25 protein-coding genes are annotated in these 26,060 nt (G+C 57.8%); all 25 read right to left on the bottom strand.

Going from position 1 to position 26,060, the window contains the following annotated elements; translation table 11 throughout:
* Positions 1-7: 7 nt before the first annotated feature.
* Positions 8-2,158, bottom strand: coding sequence for a RelA/SpoT family protein (locus KI811_RS00415; RefSeq protein ID WP_214184516.1), 2,151 nt, complete (start codon positions 2,156-2,158; stop codon positions 8-10).
* Between the two features lie 59 nt (positions 2,159-2,217).
* Positions 2,218-2,427, bottom strand: coding sequence for a DNA-directed RNA polymerase subunit omega (rpoZ, locus tag KI811_RS00420; RefSeq protein WP_004513294.1), 210 nt, complete (start codon positions 2,425-2,427; stop codon positions 2,218-2,220).
* A gap of 77 nt (positions 2,428-2,504) precedes the next feature.
* Positions 2,505-3,116, bottom strand: coding sequence for a guanylate kinase (gene gmk, locus KI811_RS00425; RefSeq protein ID WP_214184517.1), 612 nt, complete (start codon positions 3,114-3,116; stop codon positions 2,505-2,507).
* An 86-nt stretch (positions 3,117-3,202) separates the two neighbouring features.
* Positions 3,203-4,081, bottom strand: coding sequence for a YicC/YloC family endoribonuclease (locus KI811_RS00430; RefSeq protein WP_214184518.1), 879 nt, complete (start codon positions 4,079-4,081; stop codon positions 3,203-3,205).
* Between the two features lie 4 nt (positions 4,082-4,085).
* On the bottom strand, positions 4,086-5,066 hold the full coding sequence (gene galE, locus KI811_RS00435; protein WP_214185108.1) for a UDP-glucose 4-epimerase GalE: 981 nt from the start codon (positions 5,064-5,066) through the stop codon (positions 4,086-4,088).
* A 19-nt stretch (positions 5,067-5,085) separates the two neighbouring features.
* Positions 5,086-6,096, bottom strand: coding sequence for an NAD-dependent epimerase (locus tag KI811_RS00440; RefSeq protein WP_214184519.1), 1,011 nt, complete (start codon positions 6,094-6,096; stop codon positions 5,086-5,088).
* Positions 6,097-6,150: 54 nt separating this feature from the next.
* Entirely contained in the window at positions 6,151-7,218 is a 1,068-nt protein-coding gene (gene waaC / locus KI811_RS00445) for a lipopolysaccharide heptosyltransferase I (RefSeq protein ID WP_214184520.1), read from the bottom strand.
* Positions 7,219-7,248: 30 nt separating this feature from the next.
* Positions 7,249-8,439: a DegT/DnrJ/EryC1/StrS family aminotransferase gene (locus KI811_RS00450; protein ID WP_281875991.1), complete on the bottom strand. Its 1,191-nt coding sequence runs from the start codon at positions 8,437-8,439 to the stop codon at positions 7,249-7,251.
* Between the two features lie 17 nt (positions 8,440-8,456).
* Positions 8,457-9,053: an acyltransferase gene (locus KI811_RS00455; RefSeq protein WP_214184521.1), complete on the bottom strand. Its 597-nt coding sequence runs from the start codon at positions 9,051-9,053 to the stop codon at positions 8,457-8,459.
* Between the two features lie 157 nt (positions 9,054-9,210).
* Positions 9,211-10,353 (bottom strand): glycosyltransferase family 4 protein, encoded by a 1,143-nt coding sequence (locus KI811_RS00460; RefSeq protein ID WP_214184522.1) that lies wholly within the window; start codon positions 10,351-10,353, stop codon positions 9,211-9,213.
* A gap of 112 nt (positions 10,354-10,465) precedes the next feature.
* The gene (locus KI811_RS00465; RefSeq protein WP_214184523.1) at positions 10,466-11,296 is read right to left on the bottom strand and encodes a glycosyltransferase family 2 protein; all 831 of its coding nucleotides are present in this window, start codon (positions 11,294-11,296) and stop codon (positions 10,466-10,468) included.
* Positions 11,297-11,317: 21 nt separating this feature from the next.
* Positions 11,318-12,355 carry an alginate O-acetyltransferase AlgX-related protein gene (locus KI811_RS00470; RefSeq protein WP_214184524.1) on the bottom strand — a complete coding sequence of 346 codons (1,038 nt, stop codon included), beginning with the start codon at positions 12,353-12,355 and terminating at the stop codon, positions 11,318-11,320.
* A gap of 8 nt (positions 12,356-12,363) precedes the next feature.
* Positions 12,364-13,839 (bottom strand): MBOAT family O-acyltransferase, encoded by a 1,476-nt coding sequence (locus KI811_RS00475; protein ID WP_214184525.1) that lies wholly within the window; start codon positions 13,837-13,839, stop codon positions 12,364-12,366.
* A gap of 13 nt (positions 13,840-13,852) precedes the next feature.
* Entirely contained in the window at positions 13,853-14,092 is a 240-nt protein-coding gene (locus KI811_RS00480; protein WP_214184526.1) for an acyl carrier protein, read from the bottom strand.
* A 3-nt stretch (positions 14,093-14,095) separates the two neighbouring features.
* Positions 14,096-15,715 (bottom strand): AMP-binding protein, encoded by a 1,620-nt coding sequence (locus tag KI811_RS00485; protein ID WP_214184527.1) that lies wholly within the window; start codon positions 15,713-15,715, stop codon positions 14,096-14,098.
* Positions 15,716-15,734: 19 nt separating this feature from the next.
* On the bottom strand, positions 15,735-16,751 hold the full coding sequence (locus KI811_RS00490; RefSeq protein WP_214184528.1) for a glycosyltransferase family 9 protein: 1,017 nt from the start codon (positions 16,749-16,751) through the stop codon (positions 15,735-15,737).
* Positions 16,752-16,818: 67 nt separating this feature from the next.
* Positions 16,819-17,631, bottom strand: a complete 813-nt coding sequence (locus KI811_RS00495; protein ID WP_214184529.1) for a glycosyltransferase family 2 protein — start codon at positions 17,629-17,631, stop codon at positions 16,819-16,821.
* 66 nt (positions 17,632-17,697) lie between these two features.
* Complete coding sequence (locus tag KI811_RS00500; RefSeq protein WP_214184530.1) at positions 17,698-18,627, bottom strand: O-fucosyltransferase family protein; 930 nt, start codon at positions 18,625-18,627, stop codon at positions 17,698-17,700.
* Between the two features lie 48 nt (positions 18,628-18,675).
* A complete protein-coding gene (locus tag KI811_RS00505) occupies positions 18,676-19,437 on the bottom strand; it encodes a glycosyltransferase family 2 protein (RefSeq protein WP_214184531.1) in 762 nt (253 codons plus the stop codon).
* Positions 19,434-20,513, bottom strand: coding sequence for a lipopolysaccharide heptosyltransferase II (waaF, locus tag KI811_RS00510; RefSeq protein ID WP_214184532.1), 1,080 nt, complete (start codon positions 20,511-20,513; stop codon positions 19,434-19,436). Before waaF ends, KI811_RS00505 begins: the two co-directional genes overlap by 4 nt.
* Complete coding sequence (locus KI811_RS00515; protein ID WP_214184533.1) at positions 20,513-20,701, bottom strand: Trm112 family protein; 189 nt, start codon at positions 20,699-20,701, stop codon at positions 20,513-20,515. The genes waaF and KI811_RS00515 overlap by 1 nt, the downstream gene beginning before the upstream one ends.
* Positions 20,702-20,716: 15 nt before the next feature.
* Positions 20,717-21,784 (bottom strand): tetraacyldisaccharide 4'-kinase, encoded by a 1,068-nt coding sequence (lpxK, locus tag KI811_RS00520; protein WP_214184534.1) that lies wholly within the window; start codon positions 21,782-21,784, stop codon positions 20,717-20,719.
* 3 nt (positions 21,785-21,787) lie between these two features.
* Positions 21,788-23,098 carry a 3-deoxy-D-manno-octulosonic acid transferase gene (locus KI811_RS00525; protein ID WP_214184535.1) on the bottom strand — a complete coding sequence of 437 codons (1,311 nt, stop codon included), beginning with the start codon at positions 23,096-23,098 and terminating at the stop codon, positions 21,788-21,790.
* A 69-nt stretch (positions 23,099-23,167) separates the two neighbouring features.
* Entirely contained in the window at positions 23,168-24,883 is a 1,716-nt protein-coding gene (locus tag KI811_RS00530; RefSeq protein ID WP_214184536.1) for an ABC transporter ATP-binding protein, read from the bottom strand.
* Between the two features lie 5 nt (positions 24,884-24,888).
* Positions 24,889-26,037 (bottom strand): lipid-A-disaccharide synthase, encoded by a 1,149-nt coding sequence (lpxB, locus tag KI811_RS00535; protein ID WP_214184537.1) that lies wholly within the window; start codon positions 26,035-26,037, stop codon positions 24,889-24,891.
* Between the last annotated feature and the right edge of the window lie 23 nt (positions 26,038-26,060).

A 26,060-nucleotide genomic window follows, 5' to 3' on the forward strand; every position in this document is an offset into this window, starting at 1 on the left:
GCTCCTCCTACGACTTCATCCGTTCCACATGGGTGACGCCGTTGACCTTCATGATATTGTTCATGACCCGGTTCAGGTGCTCAAGGCTCGTGACGTCCACCTCGAAGATGTTGACCCCGCGCCGGTCCACGGTGCTCTGAATGGAGGCGCTCGATATGTTCGCCTCGCAATTGGTGATGGCAAGGGTGATGTTGGCCAGAATCCCCTTCTGGTCGTGACAGGAAACCCTGATCTTTACCGGCAGGGCCGCCCTGCGCTCGCGGTTCCAGCTCACGGCGATCCGGCGTTCCGGATCATTCTCGAGGGCAATGGGGCAGTCGATGGTGTGGACGGTCACTCCCCGCCCCCGGGTGATGAACCCGACAATTTCGTCTCCGGGAACGGGGTTGCAGCACTTGCCGAAGCGAACAAGGACATCCTCCACGCCGCCTATCTGAATGGCGCTCGTGGATTTTCCCGTAAGCTTGCTGATGGCCTTGCCGATCCGTGATTCCTTCTGTTCCTGACGCTCGGCGAGCTTTTCTTCGGGTATTAATTTGCCGAGCACCTGGTTACAGGATAGCTTACCGTAACCTACGGCGGCCAGGAGGTCGTCGTCGCCCACATAGCCGAATTCCGTGGCCACCCGCTTCAGCTCCCCTGTCTTCTGAAGCTTGCCCAGGTTCAAGGAGAAGCGGCGGAATTCCTTCTCCAGAATCTCCTTGCCGAGGGAGATGCTCCGGACTCGCTCCTCGGTCTTGATCCAGGCCCGAATCTTGTTACGGGCCCGGGAACTCCGGACGATCTTGAGCCAATCCTTGCTGGGGGTGTGGTGGGGAGAGGTGATGACCTCTACGATGTCACCGTTCTTGAGTTCGTACTTGAGGGGGACCAGCTTACCGTTCACCTTGGCGCCGACGCAGCGATGTCCCAGGTCGGTGTGGATGGTGTAGGCGAAGTCGATGGGGGTCGATCCCTTGGGAAAGCTCTTCACATCGCCGTTCGGCGTAAAGACGTAGACCTCCTCGGGGAAGAGCTCCACCTTGACGGTGCTCATGAACTCATGGGAGTCCTGGAGCTCCTGCTGCCATTCAAGGAGCTGGCGCAGCCAGGCGAAGCGCTTTACCTCCTTCTCGTCGTACCCCTTTCCCTCCTTGTATTTCCAGTGGGCCGCGATCCCCGCCTCCGCAACCCCGTGCATCTCGTAGGTGCGGATCTGCACCTCCATCCGCTCCCCGTGGGGACCAATGACCGTCGTGTGGAGCGACTGGTACATGTTCCCCTTGGGCATGGCGATGTAGTCCTTGAAGCGGCCAGGAATCGGTTTCCAGGTGGAATGGACAAGACCGAGCACCTCGTAGCACTCGCGGATATCGTTCACCATGACCCGGATGGCGATCAGGTCGTAAATCTGGTCGATATCGACACTGCGGCTCTGCATCTTGCGCCAGATGGAGTAGAGATGCTTGCTCCGGCCGAAGACCTCCCCCTTGATATCGTGCTCCACGAGCTTGTCGACGATGATCTTGCGGACCTCCTCGACGTAGCTCTCCCGCTCTTTCTTCTTTTTGGTAACCTTGGATGCGAGATCGTAGTAGATCTGCGGTTCCAGATACCGGAAGGAGAGATCCTCCAGTTCGCTCTTGATCCAGGAAATACCGAGGCGGTTGGCGATGGGGGCATAGATGTCGAGGGTTTCGCGGGCGATGGAGCGCTGCTTCGGCTCGGGCTGGTACTGGAGGGTCCGCATGTTGTGGAGGCGGTCGGCCAGCTTCACCAGAATGACCCGGATGTCATTGGCCATGGCCAGGAGCATCTTGCGGAAGTTCTCGGCCTGGCTCTCTTCCTTGGTCTTGAAGTGGATCTTGCTGATCTTGGTGACGCCGTCCACGAGGTTGGCCACCTCGGCACCGAACATCCCTTCCAGTTCCTCGCGGGTGGTCAGGGTATCCTCGATGGTGTCGTGGAGAAGCCCCGTCACCACGGTGGGGACATCGAGCCTGAGATCGGCCAGGAGCCCAGCCACCTCCATGGGGTGAACCAGATAGGGCTCGCCCGAGAGACGGGTCTGCCCCTGGTGGACCTTGGCGCAGTAAACGTAGGCCTTGCGCACCAGATCCAGGTCCGGCGCGGGGTTGTATGAACCAACCTTATCGAGGATATCGTTGAGTCTGATCATGGAAAAAAGGACAAAAAAAGGGCGGAAGCATCACGCTTCTGCCCCTGTAGCCAGGCTTACTACTTTGCCTTGCGCGAAGTCAGCTCGTACCCGACCTTGCCCGAGGCGATCTCGCGAAGCGATACCACCACGTTCTTGTTGGCTGCCTTGTTGTCGATGAGAGGCGAAGCTCCCTTGTAGAGCTGCTTGACGCGCTTTGACGCCAGCATGACGAGCAAGAAGCGGTTATCCACCTTTTCAAGGCAATCTTCAACTGTTACCCGTGCCATTGTGCTACTCCTTTCAAAAACCGGCATCTGTGCCGACCGGTGTCTTAGTGCCTATGGGATGCTGCTCCTAGTCTGTCTCAGCCCATGTCAAACCGTTCGGTCACCGCTTCAAGAACCCGGAACGTCCGGCACCGCTCCGCGACCACGACCGATTTGAGTTCTTCTACTGCCCGGCTGAACTGATCGTTGACGATGATGTAGTCGTACCAGCGGGATTCGCGAATCTCGCCGGCAGCGGCATCAATGCGCCGGCTAATGACATCGTCGCTGTCGGAGGAACGGCCGTTGAGCCGACGACGGAGTTCCTCGTAGCTGGGGGGGAGAATGAATATGTAGACGCCGCCCTCGTAACGCTCCTTGAGCTGGCGCGCGCCCTGGATGTCAATATCGAGAATCAGGTCGATTCCCGTGATGCGGCACTCCTCAAGAGTGCGAATGGACGTACCGTAACAGTTGCCGTGAACCTCGGCCCACTCGGCAAACTCCCCCTTATCGACCATGCTCCGGAAATCGTCCATGGAAATGAAATAATAGTCTTTTCCATGCACTTCACCGGCTCGGGGCTGCCGCGTCGTATAGCTGACAGAATGCCGGAGGTGCGGAAAGATGTCAATTATTTCCTTGCAGAGCGTGGTTTTGCCCGCCCCCGACGGCGCCGAGATGATGTAGAGAACCCCTTCGCGTTTCATGGTAACCCCGGGGACCGGGGAGCGGGGACGGGGACCAGTAAAATCCAACAACTCTTTTATGGTCCCTGGTTCCCGGTCCGTGGTCCCTATTCTATGTTCTGTACCTGCTCGCGGATCTTTTCCAGTTCCGCCTTCAGCTCAACCACGATGGCGGCCATGGCGGCGTCGTTGGCCTTGGACCCGATGGTATTGACCTCGCGGTTCAGCTCCTGCATGAGGAAATCCAGCTTGCGCCCCACCGGCTCCGCAAGGGCAAGGGTCTCGTCGAACTGGATCAGGTGGCTCCGGAAGCGGACCAACTCCTCGGTAACATCGCACCGGTCGGCCAGTAGCGCCACCTCCTGGGCGAGCCGCGCTTCGTCGAGGGTCGTATCGGCGAGAAGCTGCGCAAGCCGCTCCCGCAGTTTCTGTGCATAGTCAGCGACCACTGCGGGTGCACGCTCGGCCACCCGGTCGATGAGCATCGCAAGGGTCTGGCGGCGGTCCCTGAGATCGGCCAGGAGCGCTTCGCCTTCGCGCATCCTCATGGTCTCCATTGCCTCCACCGCGCCGCGCACCCCCTGGAGGAGTTCTGCCCGGAGGGCATCCTCATCGGAGCTTTCCTCCTGGGCGGCCAGGACATCTTTCTGCGACAGGATGAGAGGAAGCGTCACGGGGTCGTAAATCCCAAGCTCTGTGCGCAGATGATCAAACGCCTCGCGATAGGCCCGGGCCAAGGCAACATTCACCAAAGGACGTTGCTGTCCACCTACGACCTCTTCGCGCTGTACGAAGACTTCGATCTTTCCCCGCTTCAGACGGTCCCCCACAGCCTTGCGCACGTCATTCTCGAAGGCCAGGAACGAACGGGGCATCTTGACAAACACCTCGCCGTAGCGGTGGTTCACCGACCGTATCTCGACGGTGGTCCGCCCTGTTTCCGTTTCGACCACGGCCTTGCCGTAGCCGGTCATGCTCTTGATCATAGAATCACCGTTTGTTGAGTTTAGTTTCCCATCGCCACGCATCGGCAACAATGGTTTCAAGATCGTCATAGCGCGGGGTCCAGCCGAGGTCCGTCCTGGCCCGGTCCGCCTTTGCCACCAGCATGGCCGGATCGCCGGGACGCCGAGGAGCTTCCTCAACCGGGAAATGGACTCCCGACACCCGGCGCACCATCTCGATCACCTCACGGACACTGGATCCTTTGCCGTAACCGACGTTGATCCGCGTCGACCCCCCTCCCCCCTCCAGATAGGCCAGGGCAGCCAGATGAGCCGAGGCAAGGTCCTCCACATGGATGTAGTCACGGATGCCCGTGCCGTCGGGGGTGGCGTAATCAGTGCCGAAGATGGAAACCTTTTCCCGCATCCCCAGGGCTGCCTGGCAGGAGACCTTGATGAGATGGGTCGCCTCCGGGGTCCGCTGTCCCATCCGCGCCCTGGGGTCTGCCCCCGCCACGTTGAAGTAGCGCAGTGCCACCGAGCGCATGCCGTGGGCGGCACAGACGTCGCGGAGCATCCATTCGCTCATGAGCTTCGACGTGCCGTAGGGGTTGATGGGGACCGTGGGGCTTTCCTCCGCAGCAGTGCCGTTTTCGGGCATGCCGTACACCGCGGCGGTGCTGGAGAAGATGAAGCGCTCGACCCCGTGCTTCACGCAGGCAGTGAGGAGATTGAGGGTATTGCGGGTATTGTTGCCGTAATACTTGAGGGGATCGGTCACCGACTCGGGCGCTACGATGGAGGCGGCGAAATGGAGGACCGTTTTGAAGCCGTGCTCCACGAAGAGGGCGTCGAGTCGGGCAGTGTCGACCAGATCCCCCTCCACGAGCCGCTCGCCGTGTACCAGGGCATCGGCAAAGCCGGTGGAGAGGTTGTCGTAGACCACTACCTGATAGCCGGCCTCGGAAAGCTGCCGGACCACATGGCTTCCGATATACCCGGCACCGCCGGTGACTAGAACGGTCATCCCTTCTCCCTTCCTGACCTCAGACATGGTAATACTCCCGATACCACTCAACAAACCGCCGTATCCCCTCCCCGATGGGAGTGGCAGGTTTGAAGCCCACATCGTTCATCAGATCGTCCACATCGGCGTAGGTGGCCGGCACGTCCCCCGCCTGGATGGGGAGAAAGTTCTTCTCCGCCGTCTTGCCGATACACTTCTCGATGGTCTCGATGAAGGTCAGGAGTTCCACCGGGCTGTTGTTGCCGATGTTGTAGATCCGGTACGGAGCGTAGCTGGTGCCCGAGTCGGGACGGTCGCCGCTCCAGGCGGGATTGGGTGACGCAGTCCGGTCCATGACCCGCATGACCCCCTCGACGATGTCGTCGATGTAGGTGAAGTCCCGCTGCATCCTGCCGTGGTTGTAGACGTCGATGGGACGCCCCTCGAGGATCGCCTTGGTAAAGAGGAAGAGCGCCATGTCGGGCCGTCCCCAGGGTCCGTAGACCGTGAAGAACCGCAGCCCCGTGGTGGGGAGCCCGTAGAGGCTCGAATAGGTGTGGGCCATGAGCTCGTTGGCCTTTTTGGTGGCCGCATAGAGGGAGACGGGATGGTCCACGTTGTGGTGAACTGAGAAGGGCATGGCCGTGTTGGCCCCGTAGACGGAGCTGGACGAGGCGTAGACCAGATGCTTCACGCCGTGGTGGCGGCACCCTTCCAGGATGTTCATGAAGCCGACCAGGTTGCTCTCCACGTAGGCGTGGGGATTTTTGAGGGAGTAACGGACCCCGGCCTGGGCCGCCAGGTTAACCACCACGTCGAAGCGCTCGCCGCTAAAGAGCTCTTCCAGTGCCGGCCGGTCAGCCAGGCTCGCCCGGACAAAACGGAACCCCTCCCGCCCTTCCAGCTGACGAAGCCGGTCCAGCTTCAGGTTTACATCATAGTAATCGTTGAGATTGTCGAGGCCGACCACACGGTCGCCCCGGTCGAGGAGTCTCTTGGAGAGATGAAATCCGATGAAGCCGGCTGCGCCGGTGACGAGAACCGTGGCCATGGTGGGCTATCCTTCTGATTTATCGGGTTATTGAAGAGGAGGCAGTGTAGCACATCACCCGGCCGATGGAAAGGGGGGCGTCAGGAGCTTTTCGATGCTTGCCATAAGAACATCTGCAGTGATGCTGGTGCGGCAGGGAGCATCTTTGTCGCACGACTTGCGCAGACAGGCCGTGCAGTCGAGTGGAGACTGGATCACCACGTGCTGGTCGCCCAAGGGGCCGTTGCGTTTCCCGTCGGTGGAACGGTAGAACGAAACCGTCGGAGTCCCCACTGCGGCGGCCATGTGAATCGGCCCGGTGTCCCCTCCAACCACCAGATCAACCTTTTTGAGCAGGGCGCAAAACCCCTTGAGACTCAATTTCGGCAAAACCCTTACGCCTCGGCCGATGCCGGCTGCTATGGTTTCCGCAGCATGTTTCTCCTGTTCGTTTCCCCAGGAGAGGAGAATGGTTGAGTCCGGGTATCTGCCGAGGACCTTTCTGCCCAGCCCAATCCACCCTTCCTCGTGCCAGAGCTTGGTGGTCCAGGTGGTGCCGTTGTGGAAAAGGAAGGCAAGGCCGTCATCGAGGGTTGCCAGGAGCGCTTCGGCAGCGGCATCGTCCTCGGGAGAGGTAAAAATGTCGGACCCGATGGTCATCCCCGTGTAGTCTCGACCCAGGGGGACACTGACAACCCGGAGGGAACGGTGCGAAATGTGGTAGTCCTGCCGGCGGAGGGGCACCTGATTCGTGGTAAAGAGAAGATTGAGGGACTCCCTCACTCCTTCGCGGGTAAAACCGTAGCGGCGCCGCGCCCCGGAGAGCCAGGTAATGACCCCGCTCTTGATGTTCCCCTGGAGGTCGAAGGCGATGTCGTAGTCGGCTTCACGCAATTCCCGGCGGATGGCGGAAATTTCCCGGCGGGTTGTGTCGGACAAGGGGTCGCGCCGCCATGCCTTGGTCCGGACAACATGGAGCCGGCGCAGCAACGGGTGCCCCTCCAGGATGTCCCGGTTCCCCTCCTCCACCACCCAGTCGATCTCGATACCGGACGAGACTTGGTGGAGATAGTCGAGGACCGGCAGGGCGTGGATGACATCACCAAGGGCAGATACTTTGACTATGAGGACGCGGAGCGGCATGAATGGAATCTCAGTTGCGTGTATTCTCCGTCAGGCAAGCACTTTGGCCACTTTAACGCCATTCTCAAGCACAAGCCTGATTATCGCGCAGATATTGATGATATCCTCTTCCGTAACGGCTGTTCCCGTTGGCAGGGATAATACTCTCTGCACAAGAAGTTCGGTTTCAGGGAGCAGGAGGCCTGCGTTGGGGAAATATGACCGGTACGGTTCCATACGATGGCAGCCGGGATAGAAATAACGTCTCGCCATGATATTTTCGGCATGGAGCGCCTGCAGCAGCGCGTCACGGTGGATGCCCGCAGCCTGCTCATTTATCTCGATGACCACATACTGATAGTTGTAACGATCGGTCCCCTCAAGGGGAACGAGACGAACGCCCGGCAGATCGGCGAGGCCACTGGCATAAGCTGCATAGTTTCGGCGATTGATGGCGATGAATTCCTCCAGGTGTTCGAGCGATGTGAGACCCATTGCTGCCGAGATTTCAGACATCTTGCCGTTCGTGCCGATATAGACGACGGTATCGTAGCCCGCGAACCCGAAATTTTTCATCAGCCTGATCCGTGCGGCCAATTCATCATCATTGGTAGCAACGGCCCCCCCCTCAAAGGTGTTGAAGAATTTCGTTGCGTGGAAACTGAAAACCTCTGCGTCGCCAAAACTTCCTATCATACGCCCGTTGTGGGAACAGCCGAACGCATGTGCCGCATCAAAGAGCATCCGCAAGTTGCGCCGATGGGCAATCTCAGTCAACGCCTCGATCGCACACGGCTTTCCCCACAAATGAACACCGATAATTCCTGTCGTGCGGGGGGTAATGAGCGACTCGACCCGGCGCGGGTCGATTGAGTGGGTTTCTGGATCGATATCACAGAAAACGGGGGTGATCTGTTGCCACTGGAGTGAATGGGGAGTGGCGACAAACGTAAATGAAGGAACGATCACTTCCCCCGTCATCCCCAGGGCTCTGATGGTGATTTCCAGGGCCACCGTTGCGTTGCACATGGCAATACAGTGCTTGACGCCCAGCAACGCCTCGAGCCGCCGCTCGAACTCCTGGACACAGATGCCGTTATTGGTGAGCCAGCGACGGTCAAGGATGTCGTTTACCCTGCCCATGAACGCGGAGCGATCACCGATGTTGGGCCGGCCCACATAGAGTTGATTAGTGAATGCGGGAGTTCCGCCGAGAATTGCCAATTCAGAGCTGTCTTTCACAATATCACTTCCCGAGTTTACTTTGTCTCGCGGTACGCGCTAGGGATGTAGCATCCATTCGAATCGTATACGGTCTGTTTCAGTCTCTCTTCCAAGTCCAGTATGATGTCTTTCTTACGTCTTTTCAGCTCTTTCGCAGGAGAACCAAAATATACTGTCCAGGGTTTGCAATCCTTGGTAACAAGAGAATTTGCGCCCACAACCGCCCCCTCGCCAATTACAACTCCGGGAAGAATTACCGAATTGGCGCCCACAATTGCATGCTTTTTTATGATCACGAAAGAACGAACCGGCTTTCGAAAGGGATAGGGGACCGTAGGGTTCGTCAGACACCCTCCCGAATAATCCTCATTACCCGTATAGATCCGAACCCCCCCGGAAAGTCCGGAGAAACTTTCCAGAATCATTTCCCCGCCACCGGCAATTGAAGTGAATGAGCCAATGTGGACAAAACTGCCAATACTGATACTTTCCCCTCCCATGATAAAAACGAAATCATCGATAATAACCGAATCTCCGATACTGATCCTTTCAGGACAGATTATTTTTGATGTCGGCCAAATTGTCACATCTTTTCCAACACTAGCAAAAGGTAAAGAATATGCTTGATTCATTACGCTCTTTCCTCATTATTTGTCCAGTAGACGTTGTTATTAATGCACCATTATGCCTTCCAAGTTAATACAGTATGCCAAGCAATCCTTTGGCAATGTTTGGTTAAACGGTAATTTTAAGAGTTGAGCATGATCGAAGCACCACAAAGCCAATTTTTCAGCATATCTCCCGAGCCAGCAAACTCTCCAGAATCCGAATACGTGGAGCCACCTGACATTCCGCAGAGAACGCCTCACAAAACCGCCGTTGACCATTCCGCGCAATCCGATACAGAAGCTCCGGCTCGTTCCGATACTTCATTATAATGTCAGCTATAGACGTTGCATTGCGAGGGATTATAACCAACTCCTCACCGTTTATAAATGGATTAAGCCCCAGTTCGTCGCAGGCAAAAACCGCAACTCCACATAACCCCGCTTCTACGCAGGCACCAGTAGGAAATCCGTCGAACGCGCCGGGGCTCAGGATGTGCGGTGCATTGGGAGACAGAATCAGGTCCATTCCTGCGTAAAAATCCGGGAAAAAATCAGTTGAATGGGAACCATGGAAGGTCAAGCGCGTCTTGATGTCGGAGATATCGACATCCTCTGCATCAAAGGGACCTACCACGTGAAAATGCACATCTGGGGCGATCGGCGCAAGTATATGTGCAACGTTAATAAAAACATCATATCCCTTATCTCGCCCCTGACTCATGTATTTGTGGGCCACAAAGCAAATATTCAGCCAATCCTTGTCAGATGAGTAAAACCGTTTTTGTTCAAACTTGAAAGGCAAACGCTCAACCGGCAGAACACCACCGTAAACAAATTCAACCTGATCCGGGGTGCAAAAACGCTTGTTCAAAAGATAGTTAAACGTCACTCTCTGCGTAGCAATAACTTTTAGCAATAAGGGCGAAGAGGTAACCCTCATGAGCTTTCTATCAGACTCCTCTTCCCCAAGACGAAACCCTCCTCCGGGATAAAGCTCAAGTACAAACGGAATACTGAATGTAGAGAGGTAATCGAGAAAGAAATCAGCATTATTCAGAAACATCAAATAACAAAGCCGAGCCGAAACATTTCTCTTAGGATGATAGCGAAAGATCTGATGTGCATGTTCAGGGTATGATTTTTTATATTCGCTAAAAACGTCATTAAAACTGCGTTTCTTGCCTAAAATTCTGTATTTTTTACCCGAAGTAAACACAACTGCACTAGCAAAATACTTAAGGACAGCATTGAATTCCGCTATTCTGAATGATGACAATAAATATGGAAAAATATCATCAAGAATAATTAGTTCATGATTAGCCATCTTTGGCTTTACAGACAATTTATCGATTAGTCTTTTTAGCATATTTACAATAGAACTCAAACGCGACTAAATGTATACCTAGAATTCTTATACAATAGTATCAACAAAACATTTACTTACTATCAGCTCTCTGATTCCGTTCACAGTAATGCCTCAGCAACGGCTCCGGATACCGTGCGACTCGTGCCCCGAGATATTTGATCTTCCGGAGCCTGTTCCAATCGCCGGGCTCCTGGTATCTGTAGGCTTCAATGTCCCACGGGACGGCTGTAAACCAGCGGTGATAGAAAATTGACGAGGTAGTGACCTTTCCCCCCGCGAATTCCGGGGCTTTTCTCATTGCCCAGCGTCCGTTTGAGCGTTCATACCAGAAAGGGTGCCAGACAAGATCAACCTTCTCACGCTGGATGAATGCGACCAGCTTTTCGATCCGGTCGGGAACGAATTCGTCATCATCATCGAGATGGGTAATGAAGTCGCCCCGCGCCTGCGAAAGCGCGTAGTTTACAGGGACAGTGCCGGCAACGCACCAGCGGTGAAGGGGATTCTCCGGATATTTCCCCCGTTCCGGCAGGTTGATGAAACGAAGACGGGGATCTGATATGCCTTGGACAAGCCGGGTGGTGTCGTCCGTACAGCAATCACCGACCACAATCAATTCTATGTTTCCATAAGACTGTTCGAGAACAGAGCGAATAGAACGTTCAACCAGTAACTTGCCGCGATTGTACGTGGCTATGCACACCGTCACAAGGGGTGTGTCTTTCTCATAGACCTCACGGTATTCACGGGTATTTCTGTCAGCATAGAACCTGTCAAGCAATTCTCTTGGAATATCCAGCCTGGACTTGAGCGTGTCAACTTCATTTCTGAGCTGACCTATCAACTTATGATTTTTCACCACATTAAAGCTGTTAAAAAAATTCAACAAATTATCAATCATTGCTCACCTTCCACAAATCAATCAGAACAACTGCTTGGAGAATATCGCCTCGGATGCTTTCCAGCTCCAATGGGTATCGTCTGCGTAAAATATGTCCTTTTCACCCCTGCGCACCTCGTCGAGAAGAACCTTTTTGGTGTCGACAAAGATATATCGCTTCGGAAGCTTACGCAACTCTTCAAAAAAATCGCTTGCCGGATACGGATTGTCAATGATGAACTCGCTGTACAGGTTGTATTTGTCCACCACAGGCATAAAACAGAGCCGTATCCCCTTGTGGGCGAGTTTGTCGGACAGCATGTTCAGGTTCCGGTTGAGCATTTCGATCTGATCGACAGTGGCAAACTTCTTGTATTTCAGGAAGAGAAGCGTTGATGGTTCTTTTGTTGTGAACAGGTTCCTCTTCAAGGACCTCGTATGGACTTTGCCGATGAAGGCGTGGTCGGAGAACGGATACAGGAGATTGTATAGAATGAACTTGAAATTGCCGGTATTGATGAAACTCACCTCCGGCCCTTGTCCAGCTCCTCCCTTTGCCCTGTAACCATCCAGTTGACCCTCGGAAAGTGTCTTCGAGAAATCAATCGACTGGGCAAACTCGCCGAAGCTGAATTTTTCCGCAGCCTCAATAAGAACGTACCGCGGCTTCAATCGGTCCAGATATCCGTTGTTGCACCAGATGGACACGGTGGTTATGGAGTCTATCCCCTGGTATTGGCCGACATTGAGGACCGATACACCGCTCAGGGACGCCACGTAGTCCTGGTAGTAACGGTTACGGCCACCGCCAGCGCCCTGGGAGAACGAGTCCCCGATGGTCAGGACATCGATCTTCTGCCCCGCATAGTCGGAGATCTCCAGATGCCGTCTCGGGAGATCAACATGGTTTTCCCTCGGAATCTTCACGCGGGCGAGGTACCCCATGCGGGCAAGGTCGCCGCCGGCGTAATGTTTACTGGTCAGCAGGTCCTCAGTGACTACTTCCCACAGAAGAAAATTCAGACAGATGAACAGCACTACTAAAGCCAGAAAGATAAGACACCAACGCTTGTATTTCATCAGAAACCCTAAAACTGAAAATAAAGGAATTCGCTCACCTTGCTCATACTCATGAGAGCCCAGGCAAAGGTGGCAATGGCCAAGGTGCAGCTCTTCCAGGAAGGCTTCAGCACGTCGGCAATCTCATTGGAGTTTTTTGCGAGCAGAATGACAGGAAACGCAAGAGCGACCGAAATCCAGGTTTCATCCTTGCCGTTGATCCCCTGGAGCCACGGACCGAACTGTACGCCCCAGTCGCCGAGTTTTGCAAGGAGCGGTATTTTTGCGAGGGAATAGTTCAGCATAACCCCGTTGACGCCGAACATACCCGCAAGCACCTTGGTTGCGTCATCCCACCCTTTCGCCCTGAAAAACACGAATGAAAAATTTGCGAAGTTGAACGTAAGGAGCCAACCGAGCACCGGATGCATCCACCACTTGCGTTTTTTCCAGTAGTGATTGAGCACCAGGGCAGCACCGTGCATGCTCCCCCATAGAATGAACGTCCATCCGGCCCCATGCCAGAACCCGGAGATGAGCATTGCCACGAAGATGGCGACCAGCGAATTGGCAAAGGTGATGGAACCTGACGAACGGAGGATCGGCGTGTAGACGTAGGTGGTGATGAAATCGGTCAGCGTGATGTGCCACCGCTTCCAAAAATCGATGATGCTCCTTGCCTTGTAGGGGCTGTTGAAGTTGACCGGCAGGCGTATATTGAACAGCAGACCGATGCCGATAGCCATGTCGCTGTAACCGCTGAAGTCGAAATAGAGCTGGAAGGTGTAACTCAGACTCGCAAGCCACGCCTCGACAAAGCTAAGCGTCCCCGCCTTGTCGAAGCCCGCAGTTGCCCACTCGGAAAACCGGTCGGCAAGGACGACCTTCTTAAACAGACCCATGGAGAACAATAGTATCCCGAGATACACGTTCCGGTAGCGCAGAACCTTGGTGCGGGCCGATGCAAACTGCGGCATCATGTCGCTATGGTGAAGGATCGGGCCTGCCAGGAGATGGGGGAAAAAGGTGACAAACAGGGCGTAGTTCAGAAGGTTTCGCTCTTCGACCAGCCCTTCGTACGCATCCACCAGAAAAGCTATTTGCGTAATGGTGAAGAAGCTGATGCCAAGCGGGAGAACTATCCTGAGGAGTGGAAGCCCGGCATCCAGCACCCAATTGACGTTGGTTATGAAAAAGTCGACATACTTGAAGAACCCGAGCAACAGGAGGTTCGCGACTATGCCGAAGACGAAAATCGCCTTTCGTGACACTCCCCTCCTTGCTCCGGCCCCATCAGCCAGGAGACTGCCGATGGTGTAATTGAAAAGGATTGACCCCAGGATGAGGGGAACATACTTAATGTCCCACCAACCGTAAAAAAAGAGGGACGCGAAGAGGAGCCAGGAGTTTGCGGCAACGGCGAGGCGCTTTCCGTTCAGCAGATAATACAGGAGCAGGGTGACCGGCAAGAACGCCAGGATGAATTCGTAGGAGTTGAAAAGCATAATCTGCGTCTGCTCACTTCCTCGCAAGCTTCTTGTCGACCAAGTCGGCCAGATCGCCCACATTCTTCAATTTCTGCAACTCACCCAGGGCAAACTTGATCTTGTAGTGCACCTCCAGGGACACAACGAGGTTCATGTGCGAAAGAGAATCCCAGGCATCGATGTCGTTTGCCGAAGTCTCGCGGGTCAGGACGATGCTGTCGTCGTCGAAAACCTGGCGAAAGATCGGAGTGAGTGCGTCCAGTGTCGGCATAGTTCATTCCTCCATGGTAGAGATGTCCCCAGCGTCCTGCCCGAGGTAGGTTGCCTTCAGGTAGCGGCGCATGATCTTGCCGCTCTTGTTCTTGGGAATCCGTTCGAGGCGGTGGATCTCATGGGGGGTTGCAACCGAAGAAAGTTTGTTGGCCAGGTGAAGTCGAATCTTCAACTGGAGTTCGTCGGTCATGGCAGCCTCCCCATGAAGGGAGACAAACGCCACAACCTTTTCATACAGCAGTTCGTCGGGAACACCGATCACGCCTGCTTCTGCCACATCAGGGAGCTCAATGAGAGCACTTTCGATCTCGAAGGGGCTGATGAGATGCCCAGCCGTGTTGATGACGTCGTCGCTCCTGCCGACGAACCAGAAGTAGCCGTCCGTATCGCGATAGGCGACATCACCCGTGCAGTAGTATCCGTTCTTGAACTTGGATGCGTAGGCACCCGCTTGATTCAGGTAGGTGGTGAACATGGAGGGCCACCCCGGCTTTAGGCACAGATCACCTTGTTCCCCGGAGTTGAGAACTCCCCCCTCAGCGGAAATGACAGCCGCCTCGATGCCTTCCACCGGCTTCCCCATGGAACCCGGTTTCACCAGGATCCCCGGCCGGTTGGCGATCATGATGGCGCCAGTTTCGGTCTGGAACCAGGTATCATAGACCTCTTTTCCCAGAACGCGGCGGGCCCAGTGGATAACCGCCGGGTTGAGCGGCTCGCCAACACTGCAAACATGCCGGAGCATGCCGAGGTCAAAGCGCGCATAAAGGAGCGGTTCCTCCCTCATGAGCATTCGCAGGGCGGTCGGCGCGGTGTACCAGACCGAAACATTTTCCCGTTCCAGGATCTCGAACCACTGTTCGGCTGAATAGCCTCCACCGAAGTGAACCTGGGTAACTCCCATGCTCCAGGGGCCGATGATGCCGTAGGAGGTGCCGGTGACCCATCCCTGATCGGCGGTGCACCAGTACACATCATCTTCACGGAGCCCGAGGACTTGCTGGGCGGTCGAGTGGATCATGGTCACCGCACCGTGGCGATGGAGCACCCCCTTCGGCTTTCCCGTAGACCCCGAGGTGTAATGGAGAACCGATGGCGTATCCGCCGGTGTCAGGGGAGGATCGAACGAAGAGCCGGCCTCAGCCATGAGCCGATTGTAGCTGAAAATGCCGTCAGCCTGGTGATCATCGCTGTCAACCAGGATGATGAAGCGGAGATGCGGTAGTTGAGGGCGGATTCGGGTGATTTTCCGGAGAAGGCTCTTCTTGGTAATGATGCCGCACGCACGGGCATCGACGAGGCGGTCCAGGAGAGCCTCTTCGCCGAAGTTGGAGAAGAGGGTGCCCGTAACGGCAGTGAGCTTCAGCGCACCAAGAAAGGCAACAAACTGTTCCGGTTGCTTCGGCAGGTACGTGAAGAACACCTCTCCGGCGCCGACACCCAAAGAGGCGAGAACATTGGCGAACCTGCCCGAGAGCCCGTCAAGCTCATTGAAGGTGTAATCACGGCGTTCCATGTCGGGCGTGAGCCACCGCATTGCGACGCGATCTCCCCTTCCCAGCCGGCATTGGCGGGAGGTACAGATATCTCCGATATTGTACTGGCCGTTTTCTATCAGCATGTTCCCCTCGCAGAATCGCTCATGAATGGCTTCCCCTTCCCAGCAATCCCGCCAGTTCGGTCATAACCTCTTCGGGGGTAATGGCCTCCATACAGGCAATGCCCCCCCCGTCATTGCGAGAGCACTCCTCACGGTTACAGGGAACGCACTCCCATTCCTTCTGGATCACGGCAATCAATCCCTGCCGCTGAATAGTTCCGCGAGGACCGTATGGCGCGGAGCCGGGAAAATCGTTTGGCCAGGGTCCCCAGTGATGCACGAGCGTCGGACCGTAGAGGGCGACCGTCGGGACATCCAGTGCCGCGGCCATATGGGTGACGACGGTATCCACCCCCACGTACCCTCTGCCACGCCGAATCACAGCGGCCAGTTTCGGAAAAGAGAGCACATCTCCGAGGGCGCCGGTGCCCAGCGGTGCCCCGGCCAGTATATCCGCCAGCATCTTCGCATCGTCGGGATTCGGCGACACCGTGAAAAGCGGCCTCAGGCCGGCCTCCAGGATCAGTCCGGACAGCCGGCGCCAACCGTCGACCGTCCAGCACTTGTACTCCTTGCGTGAATACGGATGAAGCACAACGTACCGATCATCCCCCTGCACCCGTGCCGCAAATGCCTCGTCATCGGCGTCGCCCCCAACGACAACCCGTGGGCAAGGAGGTATGGCGAGAGGCTCCAGTCGGGTCAGAACAAGGGGAACGATGTGCATCCGATCATCGTAGAGACGACAGGAGGTCAACAGCAGTTTCTTCCACCATTCTTTGCCGCGGAAATAGGAAAATCCGTACGAACGGCGGCCAGCCACCGCACAAAAAAGCGTGGTGCGATCAGAGACATTGCTGCCAATCGCATAATCGTATTTCTTCCAAAGCAAAGCGATCAGGGCCACGGACGATTTTCGTGGATCAATGGTATACACTGAACGGACGAGAGGGTTCTTTGCCAGAACTCCTTCTGTTCCCTTCAGGACCAGGTAATCGATCTGAGCGTCAGGCAGGCGTTCCTTGATCGAGAGGGCAAGAGGTGTTGAGAGGAGCACATCGCCGATGTAACGGAGCGAGACTATCAGGAACGACGGCGCCGCCGGACTATGGAAACCGGTACTGCTAGTAATGACGCAACCTCCCGCCGAGCCATTTTTCTTTGAGGGTGTGTCCGTAGAGAACCCGCTCGCTCAACCGCCACGCGAGTTCACGAAGCTTGCGCTGCCATCGTTCAATGAAACGGCGTCCCCGCGTGAGCTGCCACTTTTTCCGAAAGTAGGTTCTGTTTTCCGCCACATAGGGACGTTCAGGGCGGTTCCTCCTGATGGCATCCTGGGTCACCGATCCGAAGTGATGGATAAACGATCGCCCCGTCGTCCCAAGGCGGAATCCGGCATTCCGCGCCCGGCGGAAGAAGTCCGCGTCCTCAAACTGGCCGATTTTGAAATTCTCGTCAAAAAGCCCCACAGATTCGAAGACCCTGCGACGCACCATAAAGCATATGCCGTCAGCCACGCCGCGCCGCACGACATCCTTCATCTGGCCGACGAACTCCCGTGAGTAACTCTCGATGTCGTAGGTATACTCTCCTTCCCTGATGGCGGGGCTCACCACGTCGAACCCCTCCTTCTCGGCGGCGTCCAACAGCCCGTCCTGCCATCCAGGCGATACGATCACATCGTTATTGAGAATGACCACCCATTCTGAGTCCGTTTCCCGAACGCCCTGATTCCAAGCGCCGGCACAGCCGAGGTTATCCCTGTTACGTAGTACGCGGAGATCGGAACAGGTTTCCAAAAACTCAGCGGTACCGTCTGTGGAACCGTTGTCGATAAGAAGCACTTCCGCGCCATCCAGACCGACGCTGCGGAGGCTCTGGACGCAGAGTTTCGTGTAGGCTACCTGATTGTAAAGGGGAATGACGATACTGATCATGTTCTCTGGACCGTTCGGGGATTTATGACACTCCTGAAAGGTTAATCACGATGATTTGTCCCATGCTCAGAGCCAGCCGATGTTCGCTCCGCGCCCCAGGTCAACCCCTTCAAGCTCCGGCGAGAGAGGAACTACGTCGCTTCCGGTCCGCCCCGCAGCCCGCCAGCGGGGGAGACGGGAACCGTAGAGTTTCAGGAGTCCCATAAGAGGGGTGTCTCTGGTCGCCCCCGGCAACGGCACGAGGCAGTCGGTCGGTCCGCCAAGGGCATTGGCTGCCCAGTGGGAGTAACCCGAGATGGGGGTGGCGAGCATAACCGGACAGCAGGCCAGGGCGAACAGGTCCGCCACAGGGTTGACCCGCGATTCATGGTCGGGTCCCTTGTAGGAATAGGTGGAAGAAAGGTCGAGCGTGACCACGTCGAAGTTGCGGTGGAGTTCGACATAGCTGTCGGGATCACCGGTGCCGGCAAGGAAGAAGACCGTTTCCTTCTGTCGCGCCTGGATTGCCGCCATGGCTCGCTCGTACCACCAGATCGGGACAGCCGGCCATTCATAGCCGGTAATTTCGTACCGCTCCTGATTCACCACCTGAAAATCGCCCTGGCGAATATGGACTCCGACCAGGGGCCGCCCCTCCATCCTGGCAAAAAAACTGCGGATTCCATCGGCCAGCGACGGATTGAGGCGCACCTTCCGCGCCACTTCCAGATAGATCGGATCGAGCCGCTCGGAGGGGCCGTCGAGTGAACGCAGAATTATCTTTTTACCGGCAAGGCTCTGAAAGAGAGGCTCATCGCAGTCCCTCACCCTGAGAGCACCGAGTTTGCTCAATGCCCACAGCTTCCCGCGCCGTGTCCCCTCGACATGCAGCGAATCAAGCTCGCGCCAATCGAGGATTATCTCATGGCCGTAAGCACGGCTGATGGCAAAGGCCAGCGGCAAGGTTTCAAGACGGTTAGTGATCCCTACGAACTCGTTAATGTAAAGTTTGGGCATGGGCCACAATTCCTCAAACGAAATCTCGATCCGGCTCCGGCTGCACGATCATCCCCGTTGGCTGTCGCACACTTTCCGGGTCAATTCAATGGCCTTGGCGTACTTACTGAAGGTGTAACACGCATAGAGGGCAGAAAGGAGAAACCCATGATACCCCTCCAGCATGCCCCTTTTCAGGACATACATCTTGAAGAAGGTAAAAAGGGGCCGGCCGATAAGTCCGAGCACTCCCGAACTCTTTCCCGACTTAACCAGCTCTTCGGCCGCCAGGGACGAATACCGATCCATCCGGCGAAGATAATCGCCAATTCCTTCATAGGTATAGTGAATCAGGTTGCCCTGCAACGTGCCGACCGGTCCCCGGCACTCCACTGCTTCATGAACGAGGCGTTCGGCGAACCGGCACCTCTGCCGGTTGTAAAAACGGAGGTTGTAGTCGGGGTACCAGCCGCAGTGCCTGATCCAGCGAGAGCCGAAATAGTTCTCCCGCGCCACCCGGAAGCCATCGAATCGTGCAGGATCGGCGGACAGAATGGCGGCGCGCAATTCGGGCGACACCCGTTCATCCGCATCGATATTGAACACCCAGTCGTTCACCGCCTGATCCACGGCAAAGTTCTTCTGCCTGCCGAAGCCTTCCCATTCCCGCTCGAAATACCTGACCTTCGGATGACTGCGGCAGATCTCGGGAGTTCGGTCGTTGCTGCCGGAATCGACCACCACAATCTCATCCGCCCAGTCGAGGCTGGCGAGACAGTCGGGGAGGTGCTTCTCCTCATCCTTGGCAATGATGACAGCGCTGATCTTCACTTCGCCTCCGCCTGAACAACCAGCGCGCGGTGCAACTGCTCGGCTGCCTTCACAACATCGTCCACCGAAACGCCCGTCATGCAGCGATGATCGCTGGGACATTCCCGCAGCAGGCACGGGGCGCAGTCGGCCTGGCTGCGCACGACCACTGCCCGCTCCGTAAAGGGCGACGTGGTCGTATGGTCGGTGGAACCGAAAATCGCCACAAGGGGAACCCCGAAGGCTGCCGCAATGTGCATCGGCCCCGAATCGTTGGTGACGAAGAAATCGCACCGCTTGATGATCGCCATGAGGCTCCGGACGGTGGTTTTCCCCGCCAGGTTGAGGCAGCGTCCCCCCAGGGCTCCCTCAATCTCGTCCGCGATATTCTTTTCGCCCCCTCCGCCGGTGATGACCATCTTCCCTCCCCAGCGGGAAGCCAAAGTTTCGGCAACGGCCGCAAACCGTTCAGGATACCACCGTTTGGCCGAGCCGTAGGTGGCGCCGGGGTTGATGCCGATGACGAAATCACCCGCAGCGATCCCCGCCTCTGAGAGAAGCCGGGCCGCGTCCTCATCCTCCTCCCGGGTGACCGTCAGGGAGAGGCGTTTGTCCCCGGTTTCAATGCCGAATCGGGAGAGCATGGCGAGGTAATAGTCGACGTGGTGGAGCTGCTTGATTTCAGGTGTCACCGGCGCGCCATGGGTCAGGAGGATTCCCCGTCCGTCGGTTCGGTATCCCATAATCCGGGGAATCCGGGCCAGGCGGGCAATGAGCGCCGCGTCAAAGGCGTTCTGCAGGAGAATGGCAAGATCGAAGCGCTCCGCTCGCAGCTCCCGCGCCAGGCGGAGCCTTCCCCGGAGGCCGGCGTGACTCCCCTTCCGGTCATAGACATGAACTGCATCGACCGTTTCGTGGTGGGCAAGAAGCTCCGCCACGAGCGGATTCGCGAGTACTGTAATTCGCGCGTCGGGAAACGACTCCCGAATGGCCCGGAGGGCGGGGGTGGTCATGACCGCATCGCCGAGCCAGTTCACCGCCCTGACGAGAATGGTGCGTACAGCCGATTTGTCGAGAGCCGTTTTGCCGCCGGTCACTACTCGTTCTTCCCCGATTCCCCGATTTTTTCCGCCTCGTCCGCCAGCATGACCGGAATGCCGTCCCGCACCGGATAGACGAGCCGGCATGCGTTGCAGACAAGCCCATCCTCGTCTTCCAGCAGGAGCACTTCCCCCTTGCACCGCGGGCAGGCGAGAATCTTGAGCAGTTCGCTTGATAATGCCATAGAGAGCATCTCCTTTTAAAGCACTTTGTCGATGGCGATTTCGAGGGGGAGAGGATCGGTAAGCCGCATCTCCAGAACCGCCGCGTAGACACTTCCCAGACGCTCCAGGAGCGGGCCGAGCTTGACCGCATCCTTGCCGGTGGTTATCAGGAAATCGGCGCCGGCCGTGCGGCGCGTCGCCATGAGCCGTTCCGCCTCTTCCTCACCATAGGGGGAGTGGTCGCCAAAGGAAACCGTCGCGGCAAGGTCCACCCCTTCCTCCCGGAGTGAGGCAAAGAACGCGTCGGGATCGGCAATACCGGCAAAGGCAACCCCTCTGCGGCCATGCAGGGTGGTGAAGGGTTGCCGCTCACCGCCGGGGAGGAGTTCCATCCCAGCCAGCACATGACCGGCCCGGCAGGATGAAATGGTGCCGTGAACCGCTGGCGCCTCGGCACCGGTGCACCGGGTGTAGACCACCAGGTCAGCCCGCGTGAGGGCCGACGGCGGTTCCCGGAGCAAACCCGCCGGCAGGACCAAGCCGTTTCCGAGGGGTGCGCGGCAGTCCATGAGGAGGATGTTCAGGTCCCGGTGAAGCCGCAGATGCTGGAAGCCGTCATCCAGGATGAATACATCGGGTTTGAGCCGCTCCTGGGCCAGGAGCCCGGCAGCGTAACGGTCGGTGCCGATGACCGCCATGAGCCCCGGCACCGCCGTGGCAAGATGCACCGGCTCGTCGCCCGCCTCGGCGGCGGAGAGAAAGACCCTCTGACCGTCCGAGACAATATGCGTCCCTCCTTCCAAGGAACCACCATAGCCCCGGGAGATGACCGCCACCCGTTTCCCCCGCGCCATGAGCAGACGAGCGACAAGCGCCACCATGGGGGTCTTGCCGGTGCCGCCCACGGTGAGGTTGCCAACGGAGATGACCGGACGATTGAGCTGCTTCACCCGGAAAATCCCCGCACCATAGGCGAGTGCCCGCATCCGCACAACCAGGCCGTAGGGGACGGAAAGAACAGCGAGGAGTGCCAGGACCAGGCGATCCAGCATCCCCCTCCGCTTGCCGGTAACAAGGTTTCTGAAATATCCTTCGAGTGACATGTGCTATCCAGCTACCTCGCCACCTCGCTCAATGAGCGGTCCGATGATCTCCAGATGCCGTGCGGCTGCGCCACCCTGGTCCGCCATGAGGCGGATGCCGTTCTCCCCCATGGACCGGCGGGCGGGTTCATTGGCCAACAGACGGCGCAGGGTCGCTTCCAGCGCCCCATGGTCGTCGACCTGCTCTCCCGCTCCGGCATCGAGCACGAGGGCCGTGATCTGGCGGAAATTGTGCATGTGGGGGCCGAACAGGACCGGCGCCCCCACCGACGCCGGCTCCAGGAGGTTATGCCCTCCCACCGGGACGAGGCTCCCTCCCACGAAGACCACATCCGACAGGGCGTAGAGCTTCATCAGCTCTCCGATGGTGTCCACCAGGAGAACGCCGCCACGCGGCTGTTCCTGTGCCGTGTCGAGGGCGGAACGGCGGATAAAGGGAATCCCTCTCCCCTCAAGAAGGATCCCAACCTCGGCTGCCCGCTCCGGGTGACGCGGCACAAGAACCAGAAAGAGGTCAGATCGCTCCCCGAGGAGACGGGCATAGATATCCGCAACCGCCGCCTCTTCCCCGGGATGGGTGCTCCCGGCAGTGATTATGAGGGTGTCGGCCGGCAACCGGTAGCTGCGGAGCAGTTCCTGGCGCTCTGCCGGCGTGAGCGATTTAACAGGCAGATCGTACTTGAGGTTGCGCGTTACGTGGACACGCTCCGCAGGCGCTCCGACGGCGATTATGCGACGGGCGTCTTCGTCGCTCTGCATGCAGAGTGCTGACAGGTTGTTCAGGATGGGAGCAAAAAAACGGGAAAACCGGAGGTAGCGCGGAAAGGAACGGTCCGAGATGCGGCCGTTGACCATGACTGCCGGAATCTTCATCCGACGGGCGTGGCGGAGGAAATTGGGCCAGATCTCGGTTTCCACCACGATAATCAGCGAGGGGGAGACGAGTCGAAGCGCCCGGGCAACGGCGAAACCGAAATCAAAGGGGAAGTAGATCACCAGATCCGCTTCGGGAATGGTGACTGCCACCGACCGCCCAGTCTCCGTCACCGATGACAGCACGAGGGGGCGTTCGGGAAAGCGGTGCTTCAGCTCCCGCAGGAGCGGCTTCACCGCCATGGTTTCCCCCACCGACACCGCGTGGACCCAGATCGGCCCCTTGCCGGCAACCCGTGTGAGGCTCTCCGGCGCTATGCGCCCGAACCGCTCCCCGAAACCGGCGAAACTTCTCCCCCGGCTCACCGTCCGCCACGCATGGTGTATAAGGATCACGGGAGCCAACAGAAACAGCAGTATGTCATAGATCATCAACAACATCGGATCGTTTTGCCCCTCACAGCCAGTTGCAGGACCCTAGCCCCAGCCCCTGGGACCCGGTCCCGGTACCTAACTGAATTGCATATCGTAGAGCTTGCGGTAGAGGCCGCCGCGGGCCAGGAGTTCGTCGTTGGTCCCCACTTCCACCACCTCACCCTTGTCGATGACCACGATCCGGTCCGCATGGAGCACGGTGGAAAGCCGGTGGGCAATGACGAGGGTGGTCCGGTTCTCCATGAGATTGGCAAGGGCCTGCTGGACCATGTGTTCGCTCTCGGTATCGAGGGCGCTGGTGGCCTCGTCCAGGAGGAGGATCGGCGCATCCTTGAGGATGGCCCGTGCGATGCAGAGCCGCTGGCGCTGCCCCCCGGAGAGCCGCACCCCCCGATCGCCGATGTTCGTATCGTATCCTTCCGGCATTTCCAGGATGAAGTCATGGGCAAAGGCGGCCCGGGCAGCCCGCTCCACCATCTCAATTGGGGCGTCAGAGTTGCCGAGCCTGATGTTGTTGGCAATGGTATCGTTGAAGAGAACCGTTTCCTGATCTACCAGGGCAATGTGCCGCAGAAGATCATCCAGGCGCGTCCGCCGCACGTCGACCCCGTCGACGAGAACCACGCCGCCGGTAACGTCGTAGAAGCGGGGGATGAGTGACATGATGGTCGTCTTTCCCGCGCCCGACGGGCCCACCAGCGCCACCACCTCGCCCCTTCCCGCCACGAGTGACACATTGCGCAGGACTTCCTCGTCGTGGTATCGGAACGAAACGTTACGCAACTCGACGGAGCCCTGGGGCGGCCCCATCTCCACCGGCTCGGCGGGGTCCTCTATGTCGGCCCTGTGGTCGATCACTTCAAAGACCCGCTCCGCGGCACCCACGGCCTGCTGGACAGTATTATAGGAACTGAGCAGCTTCTTCACCGGCCCGTAGAGCATCACCATGGCGGTCAGGAAGGAGAAGAACTCGGACGCGGACATGCGGCCGTGCATGACCTGGCTTCCCCCGAACCAGATGACCCCTGCCACGCCGAGGGAGGTGATAATCTCCATGATCGGCGTATGGAGCGACTCGTACTTGATGCTCTTTCTGAGGTAATGGTAGAGGCCGAGATTCGTCCGGCTGAACCGGTCGATGAAACGCCGCTCCAGGCGGAACGCCTTGACCACCTTGATCCCGGTGAAGGTTTCCTGGAGGATGCTCGTAATCTCCCCCATCTGGCCGAGGGACTGCTTTGCCAGGTTTTTGATCCGCTTGCCGATCTTCTGGGCCGGCAGGGCCGTGAGGGGAAGGACGATGAAGGTGATGAGGGCCAGCTGCCAGTTCCGGTAAAAGATGACGCCAAGGAGCCCGACCGCCGTCACGCCGTCACGCAGAAGCCCCGTCACCACGTTGGCTACTCCTGACTGCATCTGCCCCACGTCGCTCATGACCCGGGACATGAGAACCCCCGTGGGGTTGTCGGAGAAATAGCGCAGCGGCAGCCCCATGTGCTTCTGGTATACCTCGTTGCGGATGTCCTGGATCGCCAACTGCCCCGCAGTGGAGATGTAGTACTGCTGGACGAAGCGGGCAACGCCGCGAAAGACAAAGACGATCATCACCGCCACGGGCAGGAGGATGAAAATCGTCATGTCCTTTTCGGTGAATATCTTCTTGAGGAGCGGCTCCACCATCCAGGCGATGGCCGCGTCGGTTCCGCCGACACACAGTGAAGCCGCCATGGAGAAGGCAATGCGCCACCAGTAAGGTTTGCTGTAGCGTAAGAGGCGTTTGAAGGATTCCATTATCTCTACTTTCCAAGCATCTCGAGGACGATTCCCGCCACCCGTTCCGAGCAGCCGCCCGACCCGAGTTTTTCCTTGACCATGGCAAGCCCGGCTCGGGTTTTCCCGACATGGGCAGGGTCATCCAGGTAACGGCCGATCTCCCCGGCGATCCGCTCGGCGGTTGCCTCGTCCTGGATCAGCTCCGGCACGACCCGTTCTCCCGCCACGATGTTGCAGATGCCGATATGATCGACCCGGATGAGACGTTTCCCAACCTCGTAGGTCAAGGGGGATACCGTGTAGATGATCACCATCGGTACCCCCATGAGGGCAATTTCCAGGGTAACCGTCCCGGATACCGTCACGATGGCATCACAGACCTGCATCACGTCGTAGACCTTGTCCCGGGCCACGACAACCTCCAGGCCCGACTCAGCCAATTGGGATGCGATGTCGGCATCGGTCAGGCTCGATGCAAGGGGAAGGATGAACTGGATGCCAGGGTAACGGTCCCGCAGAAGCTTCGCGCTCTCCAGGATCAGGGGGAAGAGCCGGGCGATCTCCCCCCGGCGGCTCCCCGGAAAGAGCCCCACCACCCGCCGGGAAGGATCGAGCCCAAAGGCGGCCAAGGCATCGCTCCGGCTCATTGAGGGGGAGACGCGATCCGCCAGGGGGTGTCCCACGAAGGATACCGGCACCCCCGCCTTCTCGTAAAAGGGAACCTCGAAAGGGAAAACCACCGCCATCCGGTCCACAAGCCGGGCGATCTTTTTCACCCGCCCCGTCCGCCAGGCCCAGACCTGGGGGCTGATGTAGTAGAGGACCTTGACCCCGGCCCGTTTCGCCACCTTTGCCACGAGCATGTTGAAATCAGGGTAGTCGATGAGGATCAGGAGATCCGGCGGATTGGTCGTGATGAGGCGCTTGAGGGTAGCGTATGCCTTGTAGATGACACCGAAGTGGGCAAGCACCTCCACGAGCCCCACCACCGCCATTTCCGAAGAATCGACAACGGTCTCCACCCCAGCCGCCCGCATGTGCGGGCCGCCGATGCCGAAAAACGAGAGCGTCGGATCGAGGCGTAGGGCCTCTTTCACCAGGTTCGAGCCGTGAAGGTCGCCGGAAGCCTCGCCGGCCACGATCATCACGCGTTTGTTCGGAGCTGTACCCATACGAATACAAAGAGACGCCCACG

Source organism: Geobacter hydrogenophilus, from assembly GCF_018501225.1.
Classification (GTDB): Bacteria; Desulfobacterota; Desulfuromonadia; order Geobacterales; family Geobacteraceae; genus Geobacter; species Geobacter hydrogenophilus.

Excerpts from the sequence above, each read along its gene's own strand:
- gmk (WP_214184517.1), bottom strand. The coding sequence starts at position 3,116 with ATGAAACGCGAAGGGGTTCTCTACATCATCTCGGCGCCGTCGGGGGCG.
- lpxB (WP_214184537.1), bottom strand. The coding sequence starts at position 26,037 with ATGGGTACAGCTCCGAACAAACGCGTGATGATCGTGGCCGGCGAGGCT.
- KI811_RS00515 (WP_214184533.1), bottom strand. The coding sequence starts at position 20,701 with ATGGCATTATCAAGCGAACTGCTCAAGATTCTCGCCTGCCCGCGGTGC.
- KI811_RS00440 (WP_214184519.1), bottom strand. The coding sequence starts at position 6,096 with ATGGCCACGGTTCTCGTCACCGGCGCAGCCGGCTTCATCGGATTTCAT.
- galE (WP_214185108.1), bottom strand. The coding sequence starts at position 5,066 with ATGACCGTTCTAGTCACCGGCGGTGCCGGGTATATCGGAAGCCATGTG.
- KI811_RS00530 (WP_214184536.1), bottom strand. The coding sequence starts at position 24,883 with ATGGAATCCTTCAAACGCCTCTTACGCTACAGCAAACCTTACTGGTGG.
- KI811_RS00470 (WP_214184524.1), bottom strand. The coding sequence starts at position 12,355 with ATGAAATACAAGCGTTGGTGTCTTATCTTTCTGGCTTTAGTAGTGCTG.
- KI811_RS00455 (WP_214184521.1), bottom strand. The coding sequence starts at position 9,053 with ATGAATCAAGCATATTCTTTACCTTTTGCTAGTGTTGGAAAAGATGTG.
- lpxK (WP_214184534.1), bottom strand. The coding sequence starts at position 21,784 with ATGTCACTCGAAGGATATTTCAGAAACCTTGTTACCGGCAAGCGGAGG.
- KI811_RS00500 (WP_214184530.1), bottom strand. The coding sequence starts at position 18,627 with ATGCCCAAACTTTACATTAACGAGTTCGTAGGGATCACTAACCGTCTT.
- KI811_RS00415 (WP_214184516.1), bottom strand. The coding sequence starts at position 2,158 with ATGATCAGACTCAACGATATCCTCGATAAGGTTGGTTCATACAACCCC.
- KI811_RS00525 (WP_214184535.1), bottom strand. The coding sequence starts at position 23,098 with ATGTTGTTGATGATCTATGACATACTGCTGTTTCTGTTGGCTCCCGTG.
- KI811_RS00430 (WP_214184518.1), bottom strand. The coding sequence starts at position 4,081 with ATGATCAAGAGCATGACCGGCTACGGCAAGGCCGTGGTCGAAACGGAA.
- KI811_RS00465 (WP_214184523.1), bottom strand. The coding sequence starts at position 11,296 with ATGATTGATAATTTGTTGAATTTTTTTAACAGCTTTAATGTGGTGAAA.
- KI811_RS00460 (WP_214184522.1), bottom strand. The coding sequence starts at position 10,353 with ATGGCTAATCATGAACTAATTATTCTTGATGATATTTTTCCATATTTA.
- KI811_RS00480 (WP_214184526.1), bottom strand. The coding sequence starts at position 14,092 with ATGCCGACACTGGACGCACTCACTCCGATCTTTCGCCAGGTTTTCGAC.
- KI811_RS00485 (WP_214184527.1), bottom strand. The coding sequence starts at position 15,715 with ATGCTGATAGAAAACGGCCAGTACAATATCGGAGATATCTGTACCTCC.
- KI811_RS00495 (WP_214184529.1), bottom strand. The coding sequence starts at position 17,631 with ATGATCAGTATCGTCATTCCCCTTTACAATCAGGTAGCCTACACGAAA.
- KI811_RS00475 (WP_214184525.1), bottom strand. The coding sequence starts at position 13,839 with ATGCTTTTCAACTCCTACGAATTCATCCTGGCGTTCTTGCCGGTCACC.
- waaC (WP_214184520.1), bottom strand. The coding sequence starts at position 7,218 with ATGCCGCTCCGCGTCCTCATAGTCAAAGTATCTGCCCTTGGTGATGTC.
- rpoZ (WP_004513294.1), bottom strand. The coding sequence starts at position 2,427 with ATGGCACGGGTAACAGTTGAAGATTGCCTTGAAAAGGTGGATAACCGC.